The sequence below is a fragment of the Bradyrhizobium genosp. SA-3 genome, from assembly GCF_004212635.1.
GTDB lineage: Bacteria > Pseudomonadota > Alphaproteobacteria > Rhizobiales > Xanthobacteraceae > Bradyrhizobium.
Genome location: NZ_PSRT01000089.1, coordinates 1 through 16,188 on the forward strand (window position 1 = coordinate 1; position 16,188 = coordinate 16,188).

Annotated in this window: 15 protein-coding genes; 10 read left to right on the plus strand and 5 right to left on the minus strand. The window is 64.3% G+C overall.

What is annotated here, in order from left to right; all coding sequences use genetic code 11:
• The 3 genes from CWO91_RS45515 to CWO91_RS27450 form a co-directional block, all read right to left on the minus strand.
• Nucleotides 1-112: GCG_CRPN prefix-to-repeats domain-containing protein (locus CWO91_RS45515; RefSeq protein WP_433995579.1), on the minus strand; the 112-nt coding region annotated here is incomplete at its 3' end.
• Nucleotides 113-363: 251 nt separating this feature from the next.
• A complete protein-coding gene (locus tag CWO91_RS27445) occupies nucleotides 364-1,371 on the minus strand; it encodes an alpha/beta fold hydrolase (RefSeq protein WP_130217980.1) in 1,008 nt (335 codons plus the stop codon).
• A 166-nt stretch (nucleotides 1,372-1,537) separates the two neighbouring features.
• Nucleotides 1,538-2,236, minus strand: a complete 699-nt coding sequence (locus CWO91_RS27450; RefSeq protein ID WP_165405740.1) for a winged helix-turn-helix domain-containing protein — start codon at nucleotides 2,234-2,236, stop codon at nucleotides 1,538-1,540.
• A gap of 160 nt (nucleotides 2,237-2,396) precedes the next feature.
• Here CWO91_RS27450 and CWO91_RS27455 point away from each other — a divergent pair, with 160 nt between their 5' ends.
• The 3 genes from CWO91_RS27455 (at nucleotide 2,397) to CWO91_RS27465 (ending at nucleotide 3,966) form a co-directional block, all read left to right on the plus strand.
• Entirely contained in the window at nucleotides 2,397-2,705 is a 309-nt protein-coding gene (locus CWO91_RS27455) for an NIPSNAP family protein (protein ID WP_128941192.1), read from the plus strand.
• Between the two features lie 28 nt (nucleotides 2,706-2,733).
• The gene (locus CWO91_RS27460; protein ID WP_130217982.1) at nucleotides 2,734-3,084 is read left to right on the plus strand and encodes an antibiotic biosynthesis monooxygenase family protein; all 351 of its coding nucleotides are present in this window, start codon (nucleotides 2,734-2,736) and stop codon (nucleotides 3,082-3,084) included.
• 72 nt (nucleotides 3,085-3,156) lie between these two features.
• Complete coding sequence (locus CWO91_RS27465) at nucleotides 3,157-3,966, plus strand: isocitrate lyase/PEP mutase family protein (protein WP_130217984.1); 810 nt, start codon at nucleotides 3,157-3,159, stop codon at nucleotides 3,964-3,966.
• A 187-nt stretch (nucleotides 3,967-4,153) separates the two neighbouring features.
• Here the strand turns inward: CWO91_RS27465 and CWO91_RS27470 are convergent, their stop codons facing one another.
• Nucleotides 4,154-4,543 (minus strand): hypothetical protein, encoded by a 390-nt coding sequence (locus CWO91_RS27470; protein WP_130217986.1) that lies wholly within the window; start codon nucleotides 4,541-4,543, stop codon nucleotides 4,154-4,156.
• A 160-nt stretch (nucleotides 4,544-4,703) separates the two neighbouring features.
• Between CWO91_RS27470 and CWO91_RS27475 the strand changes: the two genes are divergently transcribed.
• Entirely contained in the window at nucleotides 4,704-5,348 is a 645-nt protein-coding gene (locus CWO91_RS27475; RefSeq protein WP_091894686.1) for a trimeric intracellular cation channel family protein, read from the plus strand.
• Nucleotides 5,349-5,509: 161 nt separating this feature from the next.
• Here the strand turns inward: CWO91_RS27475 and CWO91_RS27480 are convergent, their stop codons facing one another.
• Complete coding sequence (locus CWO91_RS27480) at nucleotides 5,510-6,736, minus strand: cytochrome c (protein WP_130217988.1); 1,227 nt, start codon at nucleotides 6,734-6,736, stop codon at nucleotides 5,510-5,512.
• A gap of 280 nt (nucleotides 6,737-7,016) precedes the next feature.
• Here CWO91_RS27480 and CWO91_RS27485 point away from each other — a divergent pair, with 280 nt between their 5' ends.
• The 6 genes from CWO91_RS27485 (at nucleotide 7,017) to CWO91_RS27510 (ending at nucleotide 16,185) form a co-directional block, all read left to right on the plus strand.
• Nucleotides 7,017-10,508: an indolepyruvate ferredoxin oxidoreductase family protein gene (locus CWO91_RS27485; protein ID WP_130217990.1), complete on the plus strand. Its 3,492-nt coding sequence runs from the start codon at nucleotides 7,017-7,019 to the stop codon at nucleotides 10,506-10,508.
• A 1,110-nt stretch (nucleotides 10,509-11,618) separates the two neighbouring features.
• Nucleotides 11,619-12,776: a thiolase domain-containing protein gene (locus CWO91_RS27490; protein ID WP_130217992.1), complete on the plus strand. Its 1,158-nt coding sequence runs from the start codon at nucleotides 11,619-11,621 to the stop codon at nucleotides 12,774-12,776.
• A complete protein-coding gene (locus CWO91_RS27495) occupies nucleotides 12,776-13,165 on the plus strand; it encodes a Zn-ribbon domain-containing OB-fold protein (RefSeq protein WP_130217994.1) in 390 nt (129 codons plus the stop codon). Before CWO91_RS27490 ends, CWO91_RS27495 begins: the two co-directional genes overlap by 1 nt.
• Nucleotides 13,166-13,306: 141 nt before the next feature.
• Nucleotides 13,307-14,167 carry a MaoC family dehydratase gene (locus CWO91_RS27500; RefSeq protein WP_130217996.1) on the plus strand — a complete coding sequence of 287 codons (861 nt, stop codon included), beginning with the start codon at nucleotides 13,307-13,309 and terminating at the stop codon, nucleotides 14,165-14,167.
• 157 nt (nucleotides 14,168-14,324) lie between these two features.
• Nucleotides 14,325-15,203 (plus strand): SDR family oxidoreductase, encoded by an 879-nt coding sequence (locus CWO91_RS27505; RefSeq protein ID WP_130217998.1) that lies wholly within the window; start codon nucleotides 14,325-14,327, stop codon nucleotides 15,201-15,203.
• A 28-nt stretch (nucleotides 15,204-15,231) separates the two neighbouring features.
• Nucleotides 15,232-16,185, plus strand: a complete 954-nt coding sequence (locus CWO91_RS27510) for a dihydrodipicolinate synthase family protein (protein WP_130218000.1) — start codon at nucleotides 15,232-15,234, stop codon at nucleotides 16,183-16,185.
• The last annotated feature ends 3 nt before the right edge of the window (nucleotides 16,186-16,188 follow it).

The window sequence follows — 16,188 nt, forward strand, 5'->3', positions numbered from 1 at the left end:
CGCCATAGGGGCCGCGGTACCAGCCCGGGCCGCAGCCGCCGGCGGCGCTGGCCGCCTCGCTGAAACCAACGACTGCGCTGGCGAGCATGACGGCGGCAAACAGATATTTCATTTGATCTTCCTTCTGGTCCTTGGGGCAGGCTTAGGGGGATGGCGCTTGCGGCGCACAATGAATCAAAAGACACGATTCGATACTTAAATCTGGGCGTGCCGACACGTCGCGATGCAATCCTGCCAATCATGACCTGAATGCGGCATGAACGTTTCCTCCGCATACGGCTTCAGGCGACAGCGATGGCGCTAGACTCTTTGTTTGACGCGCTTTCTTTACGCGAACCGGTGTCCACTTCGCTCGAAAACGCGCTAGCGGCCAAGAAAGTCCAGCACCAACTCCCGATACTTCTCCGGCGCCTCCAGGAAGACGAGATGGCCGGTGTCCGGAATCACCTCGGCCCGCGCATTCGGCATCTTCACGGCGAGCGCTTTGGCGAGTTCGGCGTTCTGCCCCATGTTGGCGCGCAGCGCCTCCGGCGCGTTCAGCCGTCCCGGGGCGTTGTGATCGTCGGCGCCCATCACGAACAGCGTGGGCAGCGTGATGAGCGGGATCTCGTGCGCCACTGGCTCGCGATAGATCATCTGGCCGGAGCTGACGAAGGCGCGCAGCCAGCGCGGATAGTCGGGGCTGCCCTTGATGTTGAAACGGGCATCGATGAACGGCGTGATCGCCTCCGGCGGCAGCTTGATCGCATAATTGGTCTGCAGCTGCTTGCGATAGCCCTCCGCGGTGAGCTTGTCCTCGGTCTCGATCATCTTTTCCGTCGGCGTCGGCGGCACGTAGAGGCGGTAGTCCTCGAGTCCGATCGGCGCGGTCAGCACCAGATGGGCGACACGGTCCGGATAGGCGCGGGCGGTGCGCACGCCCAGCATGCCGCCGAGCGAGTGGGCGACGATGTCGGCCTTGTCGATCTTGAGATGATCGAGCAGCGCAATCGTGTTGCGCGCCAGCGTGTCGAAGTGAAGCTCGCCGACCGGCTTGGATGATTTGCCGAAGCCGATCTGGTCCGGCACCACGACGCGAAAGCCGGCCTCGCTCAGCATCTTGATTACGGGGCCCCAGTAGCTCGACGGGAAATTGCGCCCGTGCAGCAGCACGACGGTGCGGCCGTTCGGCTGTGCGGGCGCCACGTCCATATAGGCCATGCTGAGCTGCTCGCCGTCATTGACGAGCGGCAAGAGGTGCACGGGATAGGGATAGGCAAAGCCTTCGAGTGCGACGCCATAGGGCTCGCGCGGCGCGGTGTCGGCGGCGCGGGATGCAAGCGGGATGCTGAAGAGGGCGGCGGCGAGTGCGGCCGAGAAGATGCGGTTCATTGAGGTCTCCGGTGTGCCCGGGCAAAAGTGCGAAGCGCGTCTTCGCGAACTTGTCCCGGGCATCCACGTGCCAGCCGCAATAAAGACGTGGCTTTCCGGGTCAAGCCCGGTCATGACGAGAGGGGGAGTTCACACGGGATTGTGTGCCGTCACGCAGCTTGCGTGATCAGTCCTTCCCGTTGCCGAACAGCGCGGCGAATTGTTTCTCGCCGGTGCGGGTGAAATTCACGACGCGGCTGCCGGGCGTGGCGTCGCGCGCGGCCCATTTGAGTTCGGCGAAGCGCTGCATCATGGCGGCCCCCAGCGTGCCGGCGAGATGATGCCGCCGCTCGCTCCAGTCGAGACAGGCCTTGCACACCGGGCGGCGCGGATGAGTGAGCATGTCGGGCGAGATCTGCAAATGCTTGGCGAGGAATCGCTCGCCCTCGGCCGTCAGCTCGATCTCCTGCTTCTTCTGCCTGACCAGCTGTCGCGCGCGCATGGTGTCGAGCATCTGCACGCCTAGATCGCCGGCGAGATGATCATAGCAGATCCGCGCGCGCCGCAACGCCGGATCCTTCGGCCCGGTGCGCATGCGCATGTGGCCGGTCCGCGCGGCAAGCCCCGCGAGGCCCTCGAGCACGCCGGCGACGTCGTCGTCGGTGAGGCGGTAGTAGCGGTGCCGGCCCTGCTTCTCCGGCTCGACGAGGCCGCCGGCCTCGAGCTTCGACAGGTGCGAGCTCGCGGTCTGCGGCGTGATGCCGGCCTCCTGCGCCAACTCGCTCGCGGTCAGCGCGCGGCCGTTCATAAGCGCGGTCAGCATGTTGGCGCGGGCGGGATCGCCGACCAGCGAAGCGACCATGGCGATGTCAGGACCTGATTTCATGCTTCGATGGTAGCCGAAGCATTGTGGTAGGGCAAGGGCGTAGTCTCTCACCGCGTCGTCATTGCGAGCGCAGCGAAGCAATCCAGAGATGTTTCCGCGGGGGGATTCCTGGATTGCTTCGCTGCGCTCGCAATGACGATGTGGAAACAGGAGAGCCATCATGTCCGTCACCGTCTTCATCCGCTACCAGCTCGATCCGTTCAAGCGCGCGCAATTCGAGGAATACTCGAAACGCTGGCTCACCATTATCCCGAAGTGCGGTGGCGAGTTGATCGGCTATTTCATGCCGCATGAGGGGACCAACAACATCGCCTTCGCGTTGATCACCTTCGAGAGCCTGGCCGCCTATGAGGCCTATCGTGCGCGGCTGCGGCAGGACGCCGAAGGCATGGCGAATTTCCATTTCGCCGAGGAGAACAAGTTCATCCTCGCGGAAGAGCGCACCTTCCTGCGTAAAGTGGTATTGTAGGCCACGACATCGTTAGCAGGAGACGCCCATGATCGCCGTGATCTTCGAAGTCTGGCCGAAGCCGGAACACCGCCAGGACTATTTCGACCTCGCGGCCGACCTGAAGCCGCTCCTGCAAACCATCGACGGTTTCATCTCGGTCGAGCGTTTCGAGAGCCTGACCGAGAAGGGCAAGATCCTGTCGGTGTCGTTCTGGCGGGATGAGGCGGCCGTCGAGGCCTGGCGCAACACGATGGAGCATCGCCGCACCCAGGCCAAGGGCAGGGCGAAGATATTCGCCGACTATCATTTGCGCATTGCCAGCGTCATCCGTGACTATGGCATGAACGATCGGGATCAGGCGCCGAAGGACAGCCGCGCGGTGCACGACGCGCACTAATGCTGACGGGCGCGCTACTAGCGCTGCCCTGAATGCGCGCCTATGTCTTCGCGGCCAATAAGGGAGAGAAACATGCACGTGACAACCGCTGACAAGCGCGCGACCTTCAAGAAGATGCACGAGAGCGGCTGCTTCATCCTGCCCAATCCGGTCGACGTCGGCAGCGCCAAGGCATTGCAGCATCTCGGCTTCAAGGCGATTGCGTCATCGAGCGCGGGCTTTGCCTGGACCATCGGCAAAGCCGACAACCACGTCAGTGTCGAGGACGTCTGTCAGCATCTGGCAGCATTGAGCTCCGCCGTCGACATCCCCGTGAACGCGGATTTCGAGGGCGGCTTTGCCGTCGAGCCGGACAAGGTCGCCGACAATGTCGAGCGCTGCGTGCGTACCGGCGTTGCCGGCCTCTCGATCGAGGATTCCACCGGCGACAAGGCCAAGCCGCTCTACGACCGCGCGCTCGCGGTCGAGCGGATCAAGGCCTCGCGCAAGGCCATCGGCGACAGCGGCACGCTGCTGGTCGGCCGCTGCGAGGCGTATTTGTGGGGTGTGAGCGACCTCAAGCTGGTCATCGACCGGCTCACCGCTTATGCGGACGCCGGCGCCGATTGCCTTTATGCGCCGGGCCTGAAGAGCCGCGAGGACATTGCGGCGGTGGTGAAGGCGGTGCATCCAAAGCCGTTCAATCTCCTGATCGGCGGCGCCGGCCTGTCGTTGCAGGAGGCCGCCGATCTCGGCGTGCGCCGCATCAGCGTCGGCGGCTCGCTCGCCCGCGCCGCCTGGGGCGGTTTCATGCGCGCGGCGAAGGAGATGGCGGAGCAGGGGACCTTCACCGAGCTCGGCAACGGCTATTCCGGCGGCGAGCTCAACAAGATGTTCAGCTGACCCAAACGAAAAGCGGCGGGATCTGAGGTCCCGCCGCTCTCGCATCCTCTCGGTGTCATGCCCCTCGTGCGCAATTGCGCACGGGGGCGGGGCATCCAGTCCGCCGCGGCTTCTCGATTTAGCCACGACTGTCTCGGAGTACTGGGTCGCCCGGTCAAGCCGGGCGACGACAGCTATCGTGTTACCTCTACTTCGCGCCGTCAGACGGCGTCTGCGTATCCGGGGCCGGCTTGCTCGGTGCCGCACCCGTGGTCACGCCCGGCCCGGTGTTGTTGCGCGGCGTGACGTCGCGCATGCCGGGAGGCGCGGCGGGATTGGTCGGCTGCGTCTGCGCAGTCTGCGAGGCCGGCGGATTGGTGGCCTGGTTGGTCGTGCTGGTATTATTCAGGCCGTAGAACACGGCACCCAGCACCAGCGCAATCGCAACGGCGAACAGCGCAACCTTGCCGCTGGAGGCGGGGCCTTCGCCAAGCTCGGGATCGGCCTGAAGGTCGGCATCCCGGCGCGCCGCGCGAAGATACTCATCGTCGGCGAGGTTCGGGCGGTACGGATCGTTGGGAAAACGGTCGTCAGCCATCGATTGGTCTCCTCGGTTATTGCCGCAGGACAACCCGTGGATGCGAGATTCCGTTCCCGGCGCTTGATGCTTTCGTCGCATGTTGCTCCCGCCTCGGGAATCAGGAACCTGTCCAGGGAACCGTGGACTAAGTTCCGCGGCGAGACCGGGGAACAAATCCGTGTGGAGCCTGCCGCCGACCGACAGCGTGCTGCATCTTCTGGCGTTCGTCGCCTTGACGGCGGAGGGCATGACGGCGGCACTGGCCGCTGGTCGGCGCAGCATGGACTATGTCGGCGTTTGTCTCCTCGCCTGTGTGACTGCGCTTGGCGGCGGCACCCTGCGCGACCTGTTTCTCGGGCACTATCCGCTGGTATGGGTCGCCAACCCGATCTACCTCGCGCTGCCGGGCGGGGCGGCGCTGCTGACGATCCTGATCGCGCGGCTGGTGCATCGGCTGCATCTCGCCTTCATCGTTCTCGATGCCATCGGCCTCGTCGTCTTCACCATGATCGGCTGCAACGTCGGCTGGCAGATGGATGCCTCGCTGCCGATCGTGATCGTCTCGGGCATGGTGACGGGCTGCGCCGGCGGCGTGCTGCGCGACGTGCTCTGCAACGACGTGCCGCTCTTGTTCCGATCCGAGCTCTACGCCAGCGTCTCGGTCGTGACCGGGCTGTTCTACGCCACCGCCTTCGGTCTCAATCTCAATGCCGAGCTCTGGACGATCTTGACCTTCGTGCTCGGCCTCAGCTTCCGTCTGCTCGCGGTGCGCTACAGATGGGAGATGCCGAAATTCGTGTTCACGGGAGACGAAAAGAAATAGCGCACTCTCTTCGCCTCGCCCCGCTCGCGGGGAGAGGCCGACGCGCGAAGCGCGGCCCGATGACAGGCTCCGCGAAGCAATCCAGAATCCCTCGGCGGTGGCAGTCTGGATTGCTTCGTCGCAAGAACTCCTCGCAATGACGGTGAGGAGGCAACGGTGATCTACTCCTCCTGCTTCCTCGCCTTCACCACCTGCGACGGCGTCACCAGCGGACCCGCATTGCCCCAGGAATTGCGCATGTAGTTCGTCACCGCGGCGATCTCGTCGTCGGACAATTGCTTGGCATAAGCCGGCATCTCGCCGGTGTTGGGCGCGCGCGGCGTCGTCACGGTGTGGGCGCCGTCGAGGATGATGCGCAAGGTGGAGGACGGATTGATCGATTGCAGCAGCGCGTTGCCGGGCAGCGGCGGATAGATCCGCGGGCTGCCTGTGCCGTCGGCCTCATGGCAGGCGACGCAGAGCTTTGCGTAGACCGCCTGACCGGCCTTCATCTCGGCATCGTCAGGGGGCGTCACGATGGTCTCGCGCCGCGTCGGCGGCAGGCTCTTCAGGTAGACCGCGATCGCTTGCGCATCGGCATCGCTCATCTTCGAGGTCGAGTTGACGACGACCTCCGCCATTGGCCCGCCGGCATGGCTTTTGGCGTTGCGGCCGCTTTGCAGATATTCGGTGATATCGTCGGCGCTCCATGACTTCAGCCCGGTGCGGGCGGCGCCGTCGAGCCTTGGTGCATACCAGCCGCCGATCTCGCTGCCGGACAGCGCCTGCGCCTGCTTGTCCACGCCAAAATAGTTCTTCGGCGTATGGCAGGCGCCGCAATGACCAAGACCGGTAACGAGATAGCCGCCTCTGTTCCACGCGGCGCTCTGGCTCTGGTCCGGCTCGAACAGGCCGGGCTTGAAGTACAGATAGTTCCAGACCCGCATCAGGCCGCGATAGCCGAACGGCCAGCGCAGCTCCGGCGGCTTGTTGCGGTTAGCTAGGGGCACCAGCGTTCCCAGGTAGGCGCGGATCGCCAGCGTGTCGTCCTTCGTCATGCGCGTGAAATAGGGATAGGGAAACGCCGGATAATAGTTCGAACCATCAGGCGCGACGCCATAGCGCAAGGCTCGCGTGAAATCGGCATCGGTCCAGGCGCCGATCCCGGTATCGCGGTCAGGTGTCAGGTTCGGCGCATAGATCGCACCGAAGGGCGTATCGATGCGCTTTCCGCCCGCGAACGGCTTGGCCGGATCGGCGGTGTGGCAGCCCGCGCAGCCACCGGCCTCGACCAGCGTCTTGCCGTAGGCGATCAGCTCCGGCGAGGGCCCGGCGGCGCGGGCCGCGCTTCCAACTGCACTGCACAACGCCAAACCCACGAGAGCCGAGCCAACCAGAATCGTCCGCATCGAAAGCCTCTCCTGCGACCAATCGCCCGCATCCGGCATGACGGGGCATCAATTCATTTCGCGACGGCGGGGGTATGGTGACACAAATTGAAAATGCCTAGCGTGTTTCAGGCCACGAAATTGCGATTTTTACCCGGCGCTTCGTTTGGCCGAGATTTGTGATGCGGAGCGTTAAATATCCGACATAAAGTGGCGGAGGTCGTCGGCGCGCCCTAGCTAAAAACGACGGGCAGGCAACGGCTTAAGTGGCCAAACGCCAGGAAGGGTGGAAGAGGACAGCATGGGCATCAACCAGGGTCCGATCAGTCTCGATCAGAAATATACCCAGCAAACTGGACACGTCTTCACCACCGGCATTCAAGCGCTGGTGCGCCTGCCCATGGCCCAGATCCGGCGCGATCGCGCCAACGGCCTCAACACTGCAGGCTTCATCTCCGGCTATCGCGGCTCGCCGCTCGGCGGCTATGACCAGCAGCTCTTCGCGGCGCGAAAACACCTCGAACAGTACAACGTCAAGTTCCAGCCCGGCGTGAACGAGGATCTGGCCGCGACTGCCGTGTGGGGCTCGCAGCAGCTCAACCTCTCGCCCGGCGCCAAATATGATGGCGTCGTCGGCATCTGGTACGGCAAGGGCCCCGGCGTCGACCGCTGCGGTGACGTGTTCCGCCACGGCAATGCCGCCGGCTCGGCCAAGAACGGCGGCGTCTTGTGTCTCGCCGGCGACGACCACGGCGCAAAATCCTCCACCGTCCCGCATCAGTCCGACCATGCCTTCATCTCGGCGCTGATGCCGTATCTCTACCCGTCGAGCATTCACGAGATGATCGAGATGGGCCTGCTCGGCATCGCGATGTCGCGCTACTCGGGCTGCTGGGTCGGCATGAAGGTGATCACGGAGACGGTGGAGACCACCGCCGAGATCGACCTCACCGACGAGATGAAGCCCTTCATCATCCCCTCCGATTTCGAGCTGCCGCCCGGCGGCCTCAATCTGCGTTGGCCCGACGACCGTTTCGAGCAGGACCGCCGCCTGCAGGACTACAAGGGCTTTGCCGCGATCGCCTTTGCGCGCGCCAACAGGGTCAACCGCATCACCATGGATTCGCCGAACGCCCGCTTCGGCATCATGGCGTCGGGCAAGAGCTATGAGGACGTACGGCAGGCGCTGCGCGAGCTCGGCATCACCGAGGAGGTCGCCGCCAAGATCGGCCTGCGCCTCTACAAGATCGGCATGCCCTGGCCGCTGGAGCCGGAAGGCGTGCGCCAGTTCGCCATCGGGCTTGAAGAGATCTTTATCGTCGAGGAACGCCGCGAGATCGTCGAGAACCAGGTCAAGCAGGAGCTGTTCAACTGGCGTGACGACGTTCGTCCGCGCATCGTCGGCAAGATGGACGAGCACGACAAGCGCTTTCTGACCTTCGCCGCCGAGCTCAGCGTCGCCTCGCTTGCGACCTCGCTCACAGAGCGGCTGCTTCGACTTAATCTCAACCCTGAAATTGCGGAAATGCTCCGCGTCAAGGCCGACTGGTTCAACGGCCGCCAGGCCACGCAGATGCAGGCGGTCGCGCCGGTTTCCCGCACCCCCTATTTCTGCTCCGGCTGTCCCCACAACACCTCGACGAAAGTCCCCGAAGGCAGCCGCGCGCTTGCCGGCATCGGCTGTCACTTCATGGCGCTGTGGATGGATCGTTCGACCGAGACGTTCACGCATATGGGGGGTGAGGGCGTGCCCTGGGTCGGCATCGCGCCCTTCACCAACGAGAACCACATCTTCGCGAATCTCGGTGACGGCACCTATTTCCATTCGGGCATTCTCGCCATCCGCCAGGCGATCGCCTCCAAGGCCAACATCACCTACAAGATCCTCTACAACGACGCTGTTGCCATGACCGGCGGTCAGCGCCATGACGGCGATCTCTCGCCGCAGCAGATCACCCGGCAGCTCCACGCCGAAGGCATCCGCGAGCTCTATCTGGTCTCGGAAAACCCTGACGTTTACCCGGCCGACACCATCGCGCCCGGCGTGAAGAAGTATCACCGCGACGAGCTCGACAACGTCATGAAGATGTGCCGCGAATACAAGGGCACGTCTGCGATCGTGTTCGTGCAGACCTGCGCGGCCGAGAAGCGTCGCCGCCGCAAGCGCGGCCTGATGGAAGATCCGGCGCGCCGGGTGATGATCAACCCGGCCGTCTGCGAAGGCTGCGGCGACTGCTCGGTGCAGTCGAACTGCATCTCGGTCGAGCCGCTCGAGACCGAGTTCGGCCGCAAGCGCGCCATCAACCAGTCCTCCTGCAACAAGGACTATTCCTGCCTCAAGGGCTTCTGCCCGTCCTTCGTCACGATCGACGGCGGTGCGCCGCGCCAAGGCGCGCCGGCGGAGCTCAGCGAGATCGGGGCGCTGCCGGAGCCGGCCTCGCGCCCGACCCTCGACAAGCCCTACAACATCGCGGTCGGCGGCGTCGGCGGCACCGGTGTGCTCACCATCGGCGCGCTGCTCGGCATGGCCGCTCATATCGAGGGCAAGGCCTCGATGATCCTCGACATGTCGGGCTTGGCGCAAAAGGGCGGGGCGGTGCTCAGCCATGTGCGGCTATCAGATCATCCGGCCGAGGTGACCTGCTCGCGCATCGTCACCGGAACGGCCGATCTCGTGCTCGCCGCGGATGAAGTGGTCGCTGTAGCCAAGGACACGATCTCGCTCTGCGACTCCAGCCGCACGCACGGCATCATCAACAGCCACGTCATCCCCACCGCCGACTTCATCCTCAACCGCGACTTCAACTTCCAGACCCGCAAGCTGAACGCGGTGCTGGAGACGGCCTTGCACAAGGACTCCGTATTCTTCGATTTCACCAGACCGGCCGAGCAGCTGCTCGGCGATGCCATCGCCACCAACATGATGATGATGGGCTATGCCTATCAGAAGGGGCTGTTCCCGCTGTCGGCTGAAGCGATCGAGCAGGCCATCGAAGTCAACGGCGTCTCGATCAAGATGAACAAGGAGGCCTTCCGCCTCGGACGCCTCGCGGTCGCCGACCCCAAGCGCCTTGCCGACATGCTGAAGGGGACGAACGAGGTCGTCGCGCCCAAGACCCTGGAGGCGATGACGCTGGACGAGGTCATCGAGCATCGCGCCAAGCACCTCACCGCCTACCAGAACAACCGTCTCGCCAAGCGTTATCGCAAGCTGGTCGACCAGGTTCGCGATGCCGCGGTGAAGGGCGGCTATGGCGATGCACTGCCGCGCGCGGTCGCGGTGAACTACGCCAAGCTCCTGGCCTACAAGGACGAATATGAAGTCGCGCGCCTCTACACCGACGGCGCCTTCGAGCAGCAGCTCCGCGACCAGTTCGAGGGCGACTTCAAGTTCACCTTCAATCTGGCCCCGCCGATCCTCAGCAGCGGCGTCGACGCACTGGGTCGTCCGAAGAAGCGCGCCTTCGGCCCGTGGATGCTGAACGCCTTCCGCGTGCTGGCAAAATTCAAATTCCTGCGCGGCACCCCGTTCGACATCTTCGGCCGCAGCGCCGACCGCAAGCTCGAGCGCGACCTGATCGCGGGCTACGAGAAGGACGTCTCAACCGTGCTCGGCCTGCTGTCGCCGGTCACGCACGACACCGCCGTCGAGCTCCTGTCACTGCCGGACCGCATCCGCGGCTACGGCCCGGTGAAGGAGAAGGCGGTGAACGACGCCAAGGCCCGCTACGCCCAGCTCGCCGCGGATTTGGCGAACCCGCCGCCGGCACCAAGGCAGATCGCGGCGGAGTAGGTAGTCCTGTAGGGTGGGCAAAGCGAAGCGTGCCCACGTCTTCAGGATTGATCTCGGCGAGATGGTGGGCACGGCGCGTTGCGCCTTTGCCCACCCTACGGCACCACCCCTTGCGTTGCCCGTCGGGCAAAACACTCATGCCATGGGTCAATCCGCTAGCGGAAAAATATTCCACTTTACCGAAATTCGGAATTGTCGTAGCTATCGCTCACCTCATCCCAGTCAGAGGGGCGTATCGCGATCGTCACGAAACGCGGGGTGAGCGGCGGTGGACGCGGGCTGCGTCGCGCGAGCGGATTGTCTCGCGTGTACGACGGGCGCGGTCTCGCGTACGGCAAAATCGTGTGGTCCTGACGCCCGGGGTCTGTGCGTCAAGTCTTGCGATCACTCGCAAGGCGACGGGGGCAATAGTGCATCGCTCCCCGGGGAGAGCGCGACATAAGCCGTAAAGCCACTGCGCAGGGAAGGCCGGATGTTTGGCTTCACCTGTATGCCGCTGTGCATCTGTTCTTCGCGCATTTCGCGCACAGCGGAGCGTGGGTGCCCAGCCGGCACCCGGTCTTCCCTGCGCCCTCTGTTCCCAGAGGGAGCAAGACGGAAAGCAAAGCTCGGGCGAAACGCGCCGCGAGGATGCGGAGGTGTGTCTGGGAACGCGTTTTGAGTTGAAAGAGCGCTGTCAGTGCTCACGAACTCCGTCATTGCGAGCCACCGGGTCCGCGCGAAGCGCGGCCCGATGACAGGCTCCGCGAAGCAATCCAGAATCCTTCCGCGGAGGGACTCTGGATTGCTTCGTCGCAAGGGCTCCTCGCAATGACGACGGGGGGCAGCGAGCGAGCAATGCATGACCGTCATCCTGAGGTGCGAGCCTCTTCGGCGAGCCTCGAAGGACGACGGCCCGGCTGTAGCCGCGCGGAGGCAGCTCGGCCGTGCATCCTTCGAGGCTCCCGGTGCGATGCCTTGCATCGCACCACTCGCGCCTCAGGATGACGGGATAGGCAGTTGCGCCGACCCGCTGCCCTCTCGCCCGACGGAATATTTCCGCGCTTGCCAATCAGGCCCCCGCGGTTCAGAAAAAAGAGCCAAGAAGAAACGCGAGCGGAGACCTGAAGTTTGACCATCAAGGGCAAGGCCTACATTGCCGGGATTTTTGAACACCCGACCCGGCATGCGCCGGACAAATCCACCGCCCAGCTCCATGCCGAGGTCGCCAAGGGCGCGATCGAGGATGCCGGGCTCTCCAAGGACGATGTCGACGGCTATTTCTGCGCGGGTGATGCGCCCGGCGGCGCCTGGCCGATGGTCGACTATCTCGGCCTGAACACCAAGAAGCTTCGTCACGTCGATTCCACCGAGACCGGCGGCTGTTCCTACATCATCCATCTCGGCCATGCGGCTGAGGCGATCGCCGCGGGCAAGTGCTCGATCGCGCTGATCACGCTGGCCGGCAAGCCGCGCACCGGCGTGATGCCGCCGCGCGCCGCTGGCGCCGAGGTCGATTTCGAGTCCGCTTACGGCGCGACCACGCACAATGCCTATGGCATGTGTGCCATGCGCCACATGCACGACTATGGCACCACGAGCGAGCAGCTGGCCTGGATCAAGGTCGCGGCCTCCCATCACGCGCAATACAATCCGCATGCGATGCTCAAGGACGTCGTTACCGTCGAGGACGTCCTGAACTCGCCGATGATCTCCGATCCCCTGCACCGCTTGGATTGCTGCGTGGTCTCCGATGGCGGCGGCGCGCTGATCGTGACGACGCCCGAGATCGCCAAGAGCCTGAAGAAGCCTCTCGTGCGCCTGATCGGCCATGGCGAAGCCATGAAGGGCCCGCGCGGCGGCAAGGATCTCGACCTCACGTACTCCGCCGGCGTCTGGTCCGGCCCGCGTGCGTTCGACGAAGCCGGCATCACGCCGAAGGACATCAAATACGCCTCGATCTATGACAGCTTCACCATCACCGTCTTGATGCAGCTCGAAGACCTCGGCTTTTGCAAGAAGGGCGAGGGCGGCAACTTCGTCGCCGACGGCAATTTGATCTCCGGCGTCGGCAAGCTGCCGTTCAACACCGATGGCGGCGGCCTCTGCAGCAACCATCCCGTCAACCGCGGCGGCATGACCAAGATCCTCGAGGCCGTGCGGCAGCTGCGCGGCGAGGCGCATCCGAAGGTGCAGGTCAAGAATTGCGATCTGGCCATCGCCCACGGCACCGGCGGCCTCTTGGGTGTTCGCCACGCCGCCTCGACCGCCATTCTGGAGCGCGTGTGATGAGCGAAGTGAAGAAGTATCCGGCGCCGGTGACCAACCCCGAGACTGCGGCGTTCTGGGACGCAGCGAAAGGGGGCAGGTTCATGATCAAGCGCTGCACCGCCTGCGGCGAAGCGCACTACTTCCCGCGCTCGATCTGTCCGTTCTGCTATTCCGACAAGACGGTGTGGGAGGAGGCTTCGGGTGAGGGCACGATCTACACTTACAGCCTGATGCGGAAGTCGCCGACCGGTCCCTATGCGATCGGCTACGTCACGCTGAAAGAGGGGCCGTCGGTGCAGACCAATTTCGTCGACTGCGATCTCGAGAAGCTGAAGATCGGCCAGAAGGTGAAGGTGGTGTTCAAGCCGACCGACGGCGCACCGCTGCCGTTCTTCACGCCGGTGTAGTGCGGTCCTCATCCTGAGGAGCTTGCGAAGCAAGCGTCTCGAAGGATGGCCACGAAGAAGACAGTGCGGGCATCCTCATGGTTCGAGACGGCGCAAGAGCGCCTCCTCATCATGAGGATGTGAACCAGAGGAAACCAGAAAATGTCCGCCAGATACGAAGAACTCAAAGGCCTGAAAAACATCGGCCAGAAATACGCCTACACCGACCGCGAGGTGATGCTCTACGCTTACGGCATCGGGCTCGGCGCCGATCCCATGGATGAGAAGGAGCTCGCCTTCGTCAACGAGGGCACGCTGACGCCGCGGCCGTTGAAGGTGGTGCCGACCTTCGCCTCTGTCGCGGCGTGGGGTTCGGGTCCCGGCGAGATGAATCTGAACCGCGTGATGGTGGTTGACGGCGAGCGCGACATCACCTTCCACCAGCCGCTGCCGGTGGCCGCGAACATCACCGCCGACTCGTCCGTGCTCGAGGTCTACGACAAGGGCAAGGACAAGGGCGTCGTCATCAGCCACCAGACGGTGCTGAAGAACGAGAAGGGCGAGAAGCTGGCAACGCTGGTCGCCTCGCGCTTCGCCCGCGGCGACGGCGGCTTTGCCGGGCCGAACCTGACGCAGCCCGATCCGCACAGGATTCCGTCGCGCAGCCCCGACAAGACCATCGACATCACGACGCGCCCCGACCAGGCGCTGGTGTATCGTCTCTGCGGCGACCGTAACCCGCTGCACTCGGATCCCGAGTTTGCCAAAAAGGCCGGCTTCCCGCGCCCGATCCTGCACGGCATGTGCACCTACGGCATCACCTGCCGCGGCGTGCTGCAGACCTATGCCGACTACGACGCGAGCGCTTTCCGCCAGCACGTCGCGCGGTTCTCTTCCCCGGTCTATCCCGGCGAGACCGTGACCATGGACCTTTGGAAGGACGGCAACGTGATCTCGTTCGAAGCCAAGGTGAAGTCGCGCGGCGTCACAGTGATCAAGAACGGCAAGACGGTGTTGGGTTAGCGCGGTCTCGTGCCCCGGACGCAGCGCAGCGCGTAGTGATGCGCTGCAGAGCCGGGGCCCAGAGAACGCCGCAAAGAACTGGGTCCCGGCTCTGCGACGCAGCGTTTCACGCTGCATCGCGTCCGGGACACAAGAAAACAAACAGGGAGACGCCACCATGGGATTACTCGACGGCAAGGTTGCGCTGATCACCGGCGCCGGCGGGGGGCTCGGTGAGGCCTATGCAAAGCTGTTCGCGCGGGAAGGAGCGTCGGTCGTCGTCAACGACCTCGGCGGGCCCCGCGATGGCTCCGGTGCCGACAAGTCCATGGCGCAGCAGGTGGTCGACGCGATCAAGGCGGAGGGCGGCAAGGCCGTCGCCAACGGCGCCGACATCTCCACCATGGAAGGCGGCCAGTCGGTGTTCGACGACGCCATCAAGCACTTTGGCCGCGCCGACATCCTGGTGAACAATGCCGGCATCCTGCGCGACCAGACTTTCGCAAAAGCCTCCGAGGCCGACTGGGACAAGGTCATCAAGGTGCACCTGAAGGGCACCTTCTGTTGCACCCTGCCGGTGTTTCGCTGGATGCGGGAAAACGGCGGCGGCGTCATCGTCAACACCTCCTCGACCTCGGGCCTGATCGGCAATTTCGGCCAGACCAATTACGGCGCGGCCAAGGGCGGCATTTGGGGCTTGTCCAACGTGCTGGCGATCGAAGGCCGCAAGTACAACATCCGGATCTGGACGCTGGCCCCGGGCGCGCTGACCCGCATGACCGCAGACCTGCCCCGCTATAAGGAGAACCCCTCGGCGGCGCTGGGGCCGGACGGCATCGCACCGGCCGTGCTATACATGGTCAGCGATTTGTCGGGCGACCAGACCGGCAAGGTGCTGGGCGTGTCCGGGCCCCGCGGCGTGCGCGAAATGCGGATGATGGAAATGGAAGGCTGGAAACCGCCACACTCGGGCTGGAAGGCCCAGGACATCGTCGATCACGCCAAGGAGATCTTCTTCTCCGAGGAGCAGATCAAGATGGGGGCGCGGCGGTTTTAGCCATCGACAGAGAGAAACAAGGAAGACGATGAAACTCACCGCCGACGCCAAGGGCACCTTCGCAATCGCGCCGACGCCATTCCACGACGACGGCCGGATCGACGAGCGCTCGATCGACCGCCTGACCGATTTCTACGAGGAGGTCGGCTGCGACGGCGTCACGGTGCTGGGCATTCTCGGCGAGGCGCCGAAGCTCGATGCCACCGAGGCCGAGCAGGTCGCGGTGCGTTTCGTCAAGCGCGCCAAGAAGATGCAGGTGATCGTTGGCGTCTCCGCGCCGGGTTTTGCCACCATGCGCTCGCTGGCGAAGGCCTCGATGGATGCGGGCGCGGCCGGCGTCATGATCGCGCCGCCGCCCTCGCTCCGTACCGACGACCAGATCGTCGGCTATTTCAAGCAGGCCGCCGAGGCGATCGGACCGGATGTGCCGTGGGTGCTTCAGGACTATCCGCTGACCCTCTCGGTGGTGTTCACGCCTGCAGTGATCCGCAAGATCGTCACGGACAATGCGAATTGCGTGATGCTCAAGCACGAGGACTGGCCGGGGCTGGAAAAGATCTCGACCCTGCGCAATTTCCAGAAGGACGGATCGCTCCGTCCGCTCTCGATCCTCTGCGGCAATGGCGGGCTCTTTTTGGATTTCGAGATGGAGCGCGGCGCTGATGGCGCCATGACTGGCTATGCCTTCCCTGAGCTTCTGATCGACGTCGTGCGCCTCTCGAAGGAGGGCAAGCGCGACGCCGCGCATGATTTGTTCGACGCGCATCTGCCGCTGATCCGCTACGAGCAGCAGCCCGGCGCCGGCCTTGCCGTGCGCAAATACGTGCTGCAGAAGCGCGGCATCATCGCCTCCAGCGCGCAGCGCAAGCCCGGCGCGACCATCACGCCGGCGGCGAAGGCCGAGGTCGAATACCTGCTGTCGCGCGTCGCCCGGGTCGACAAGCGCGCCAATCTCGGCCCGCAATCCAGCGCCGCAGGTTAGTCG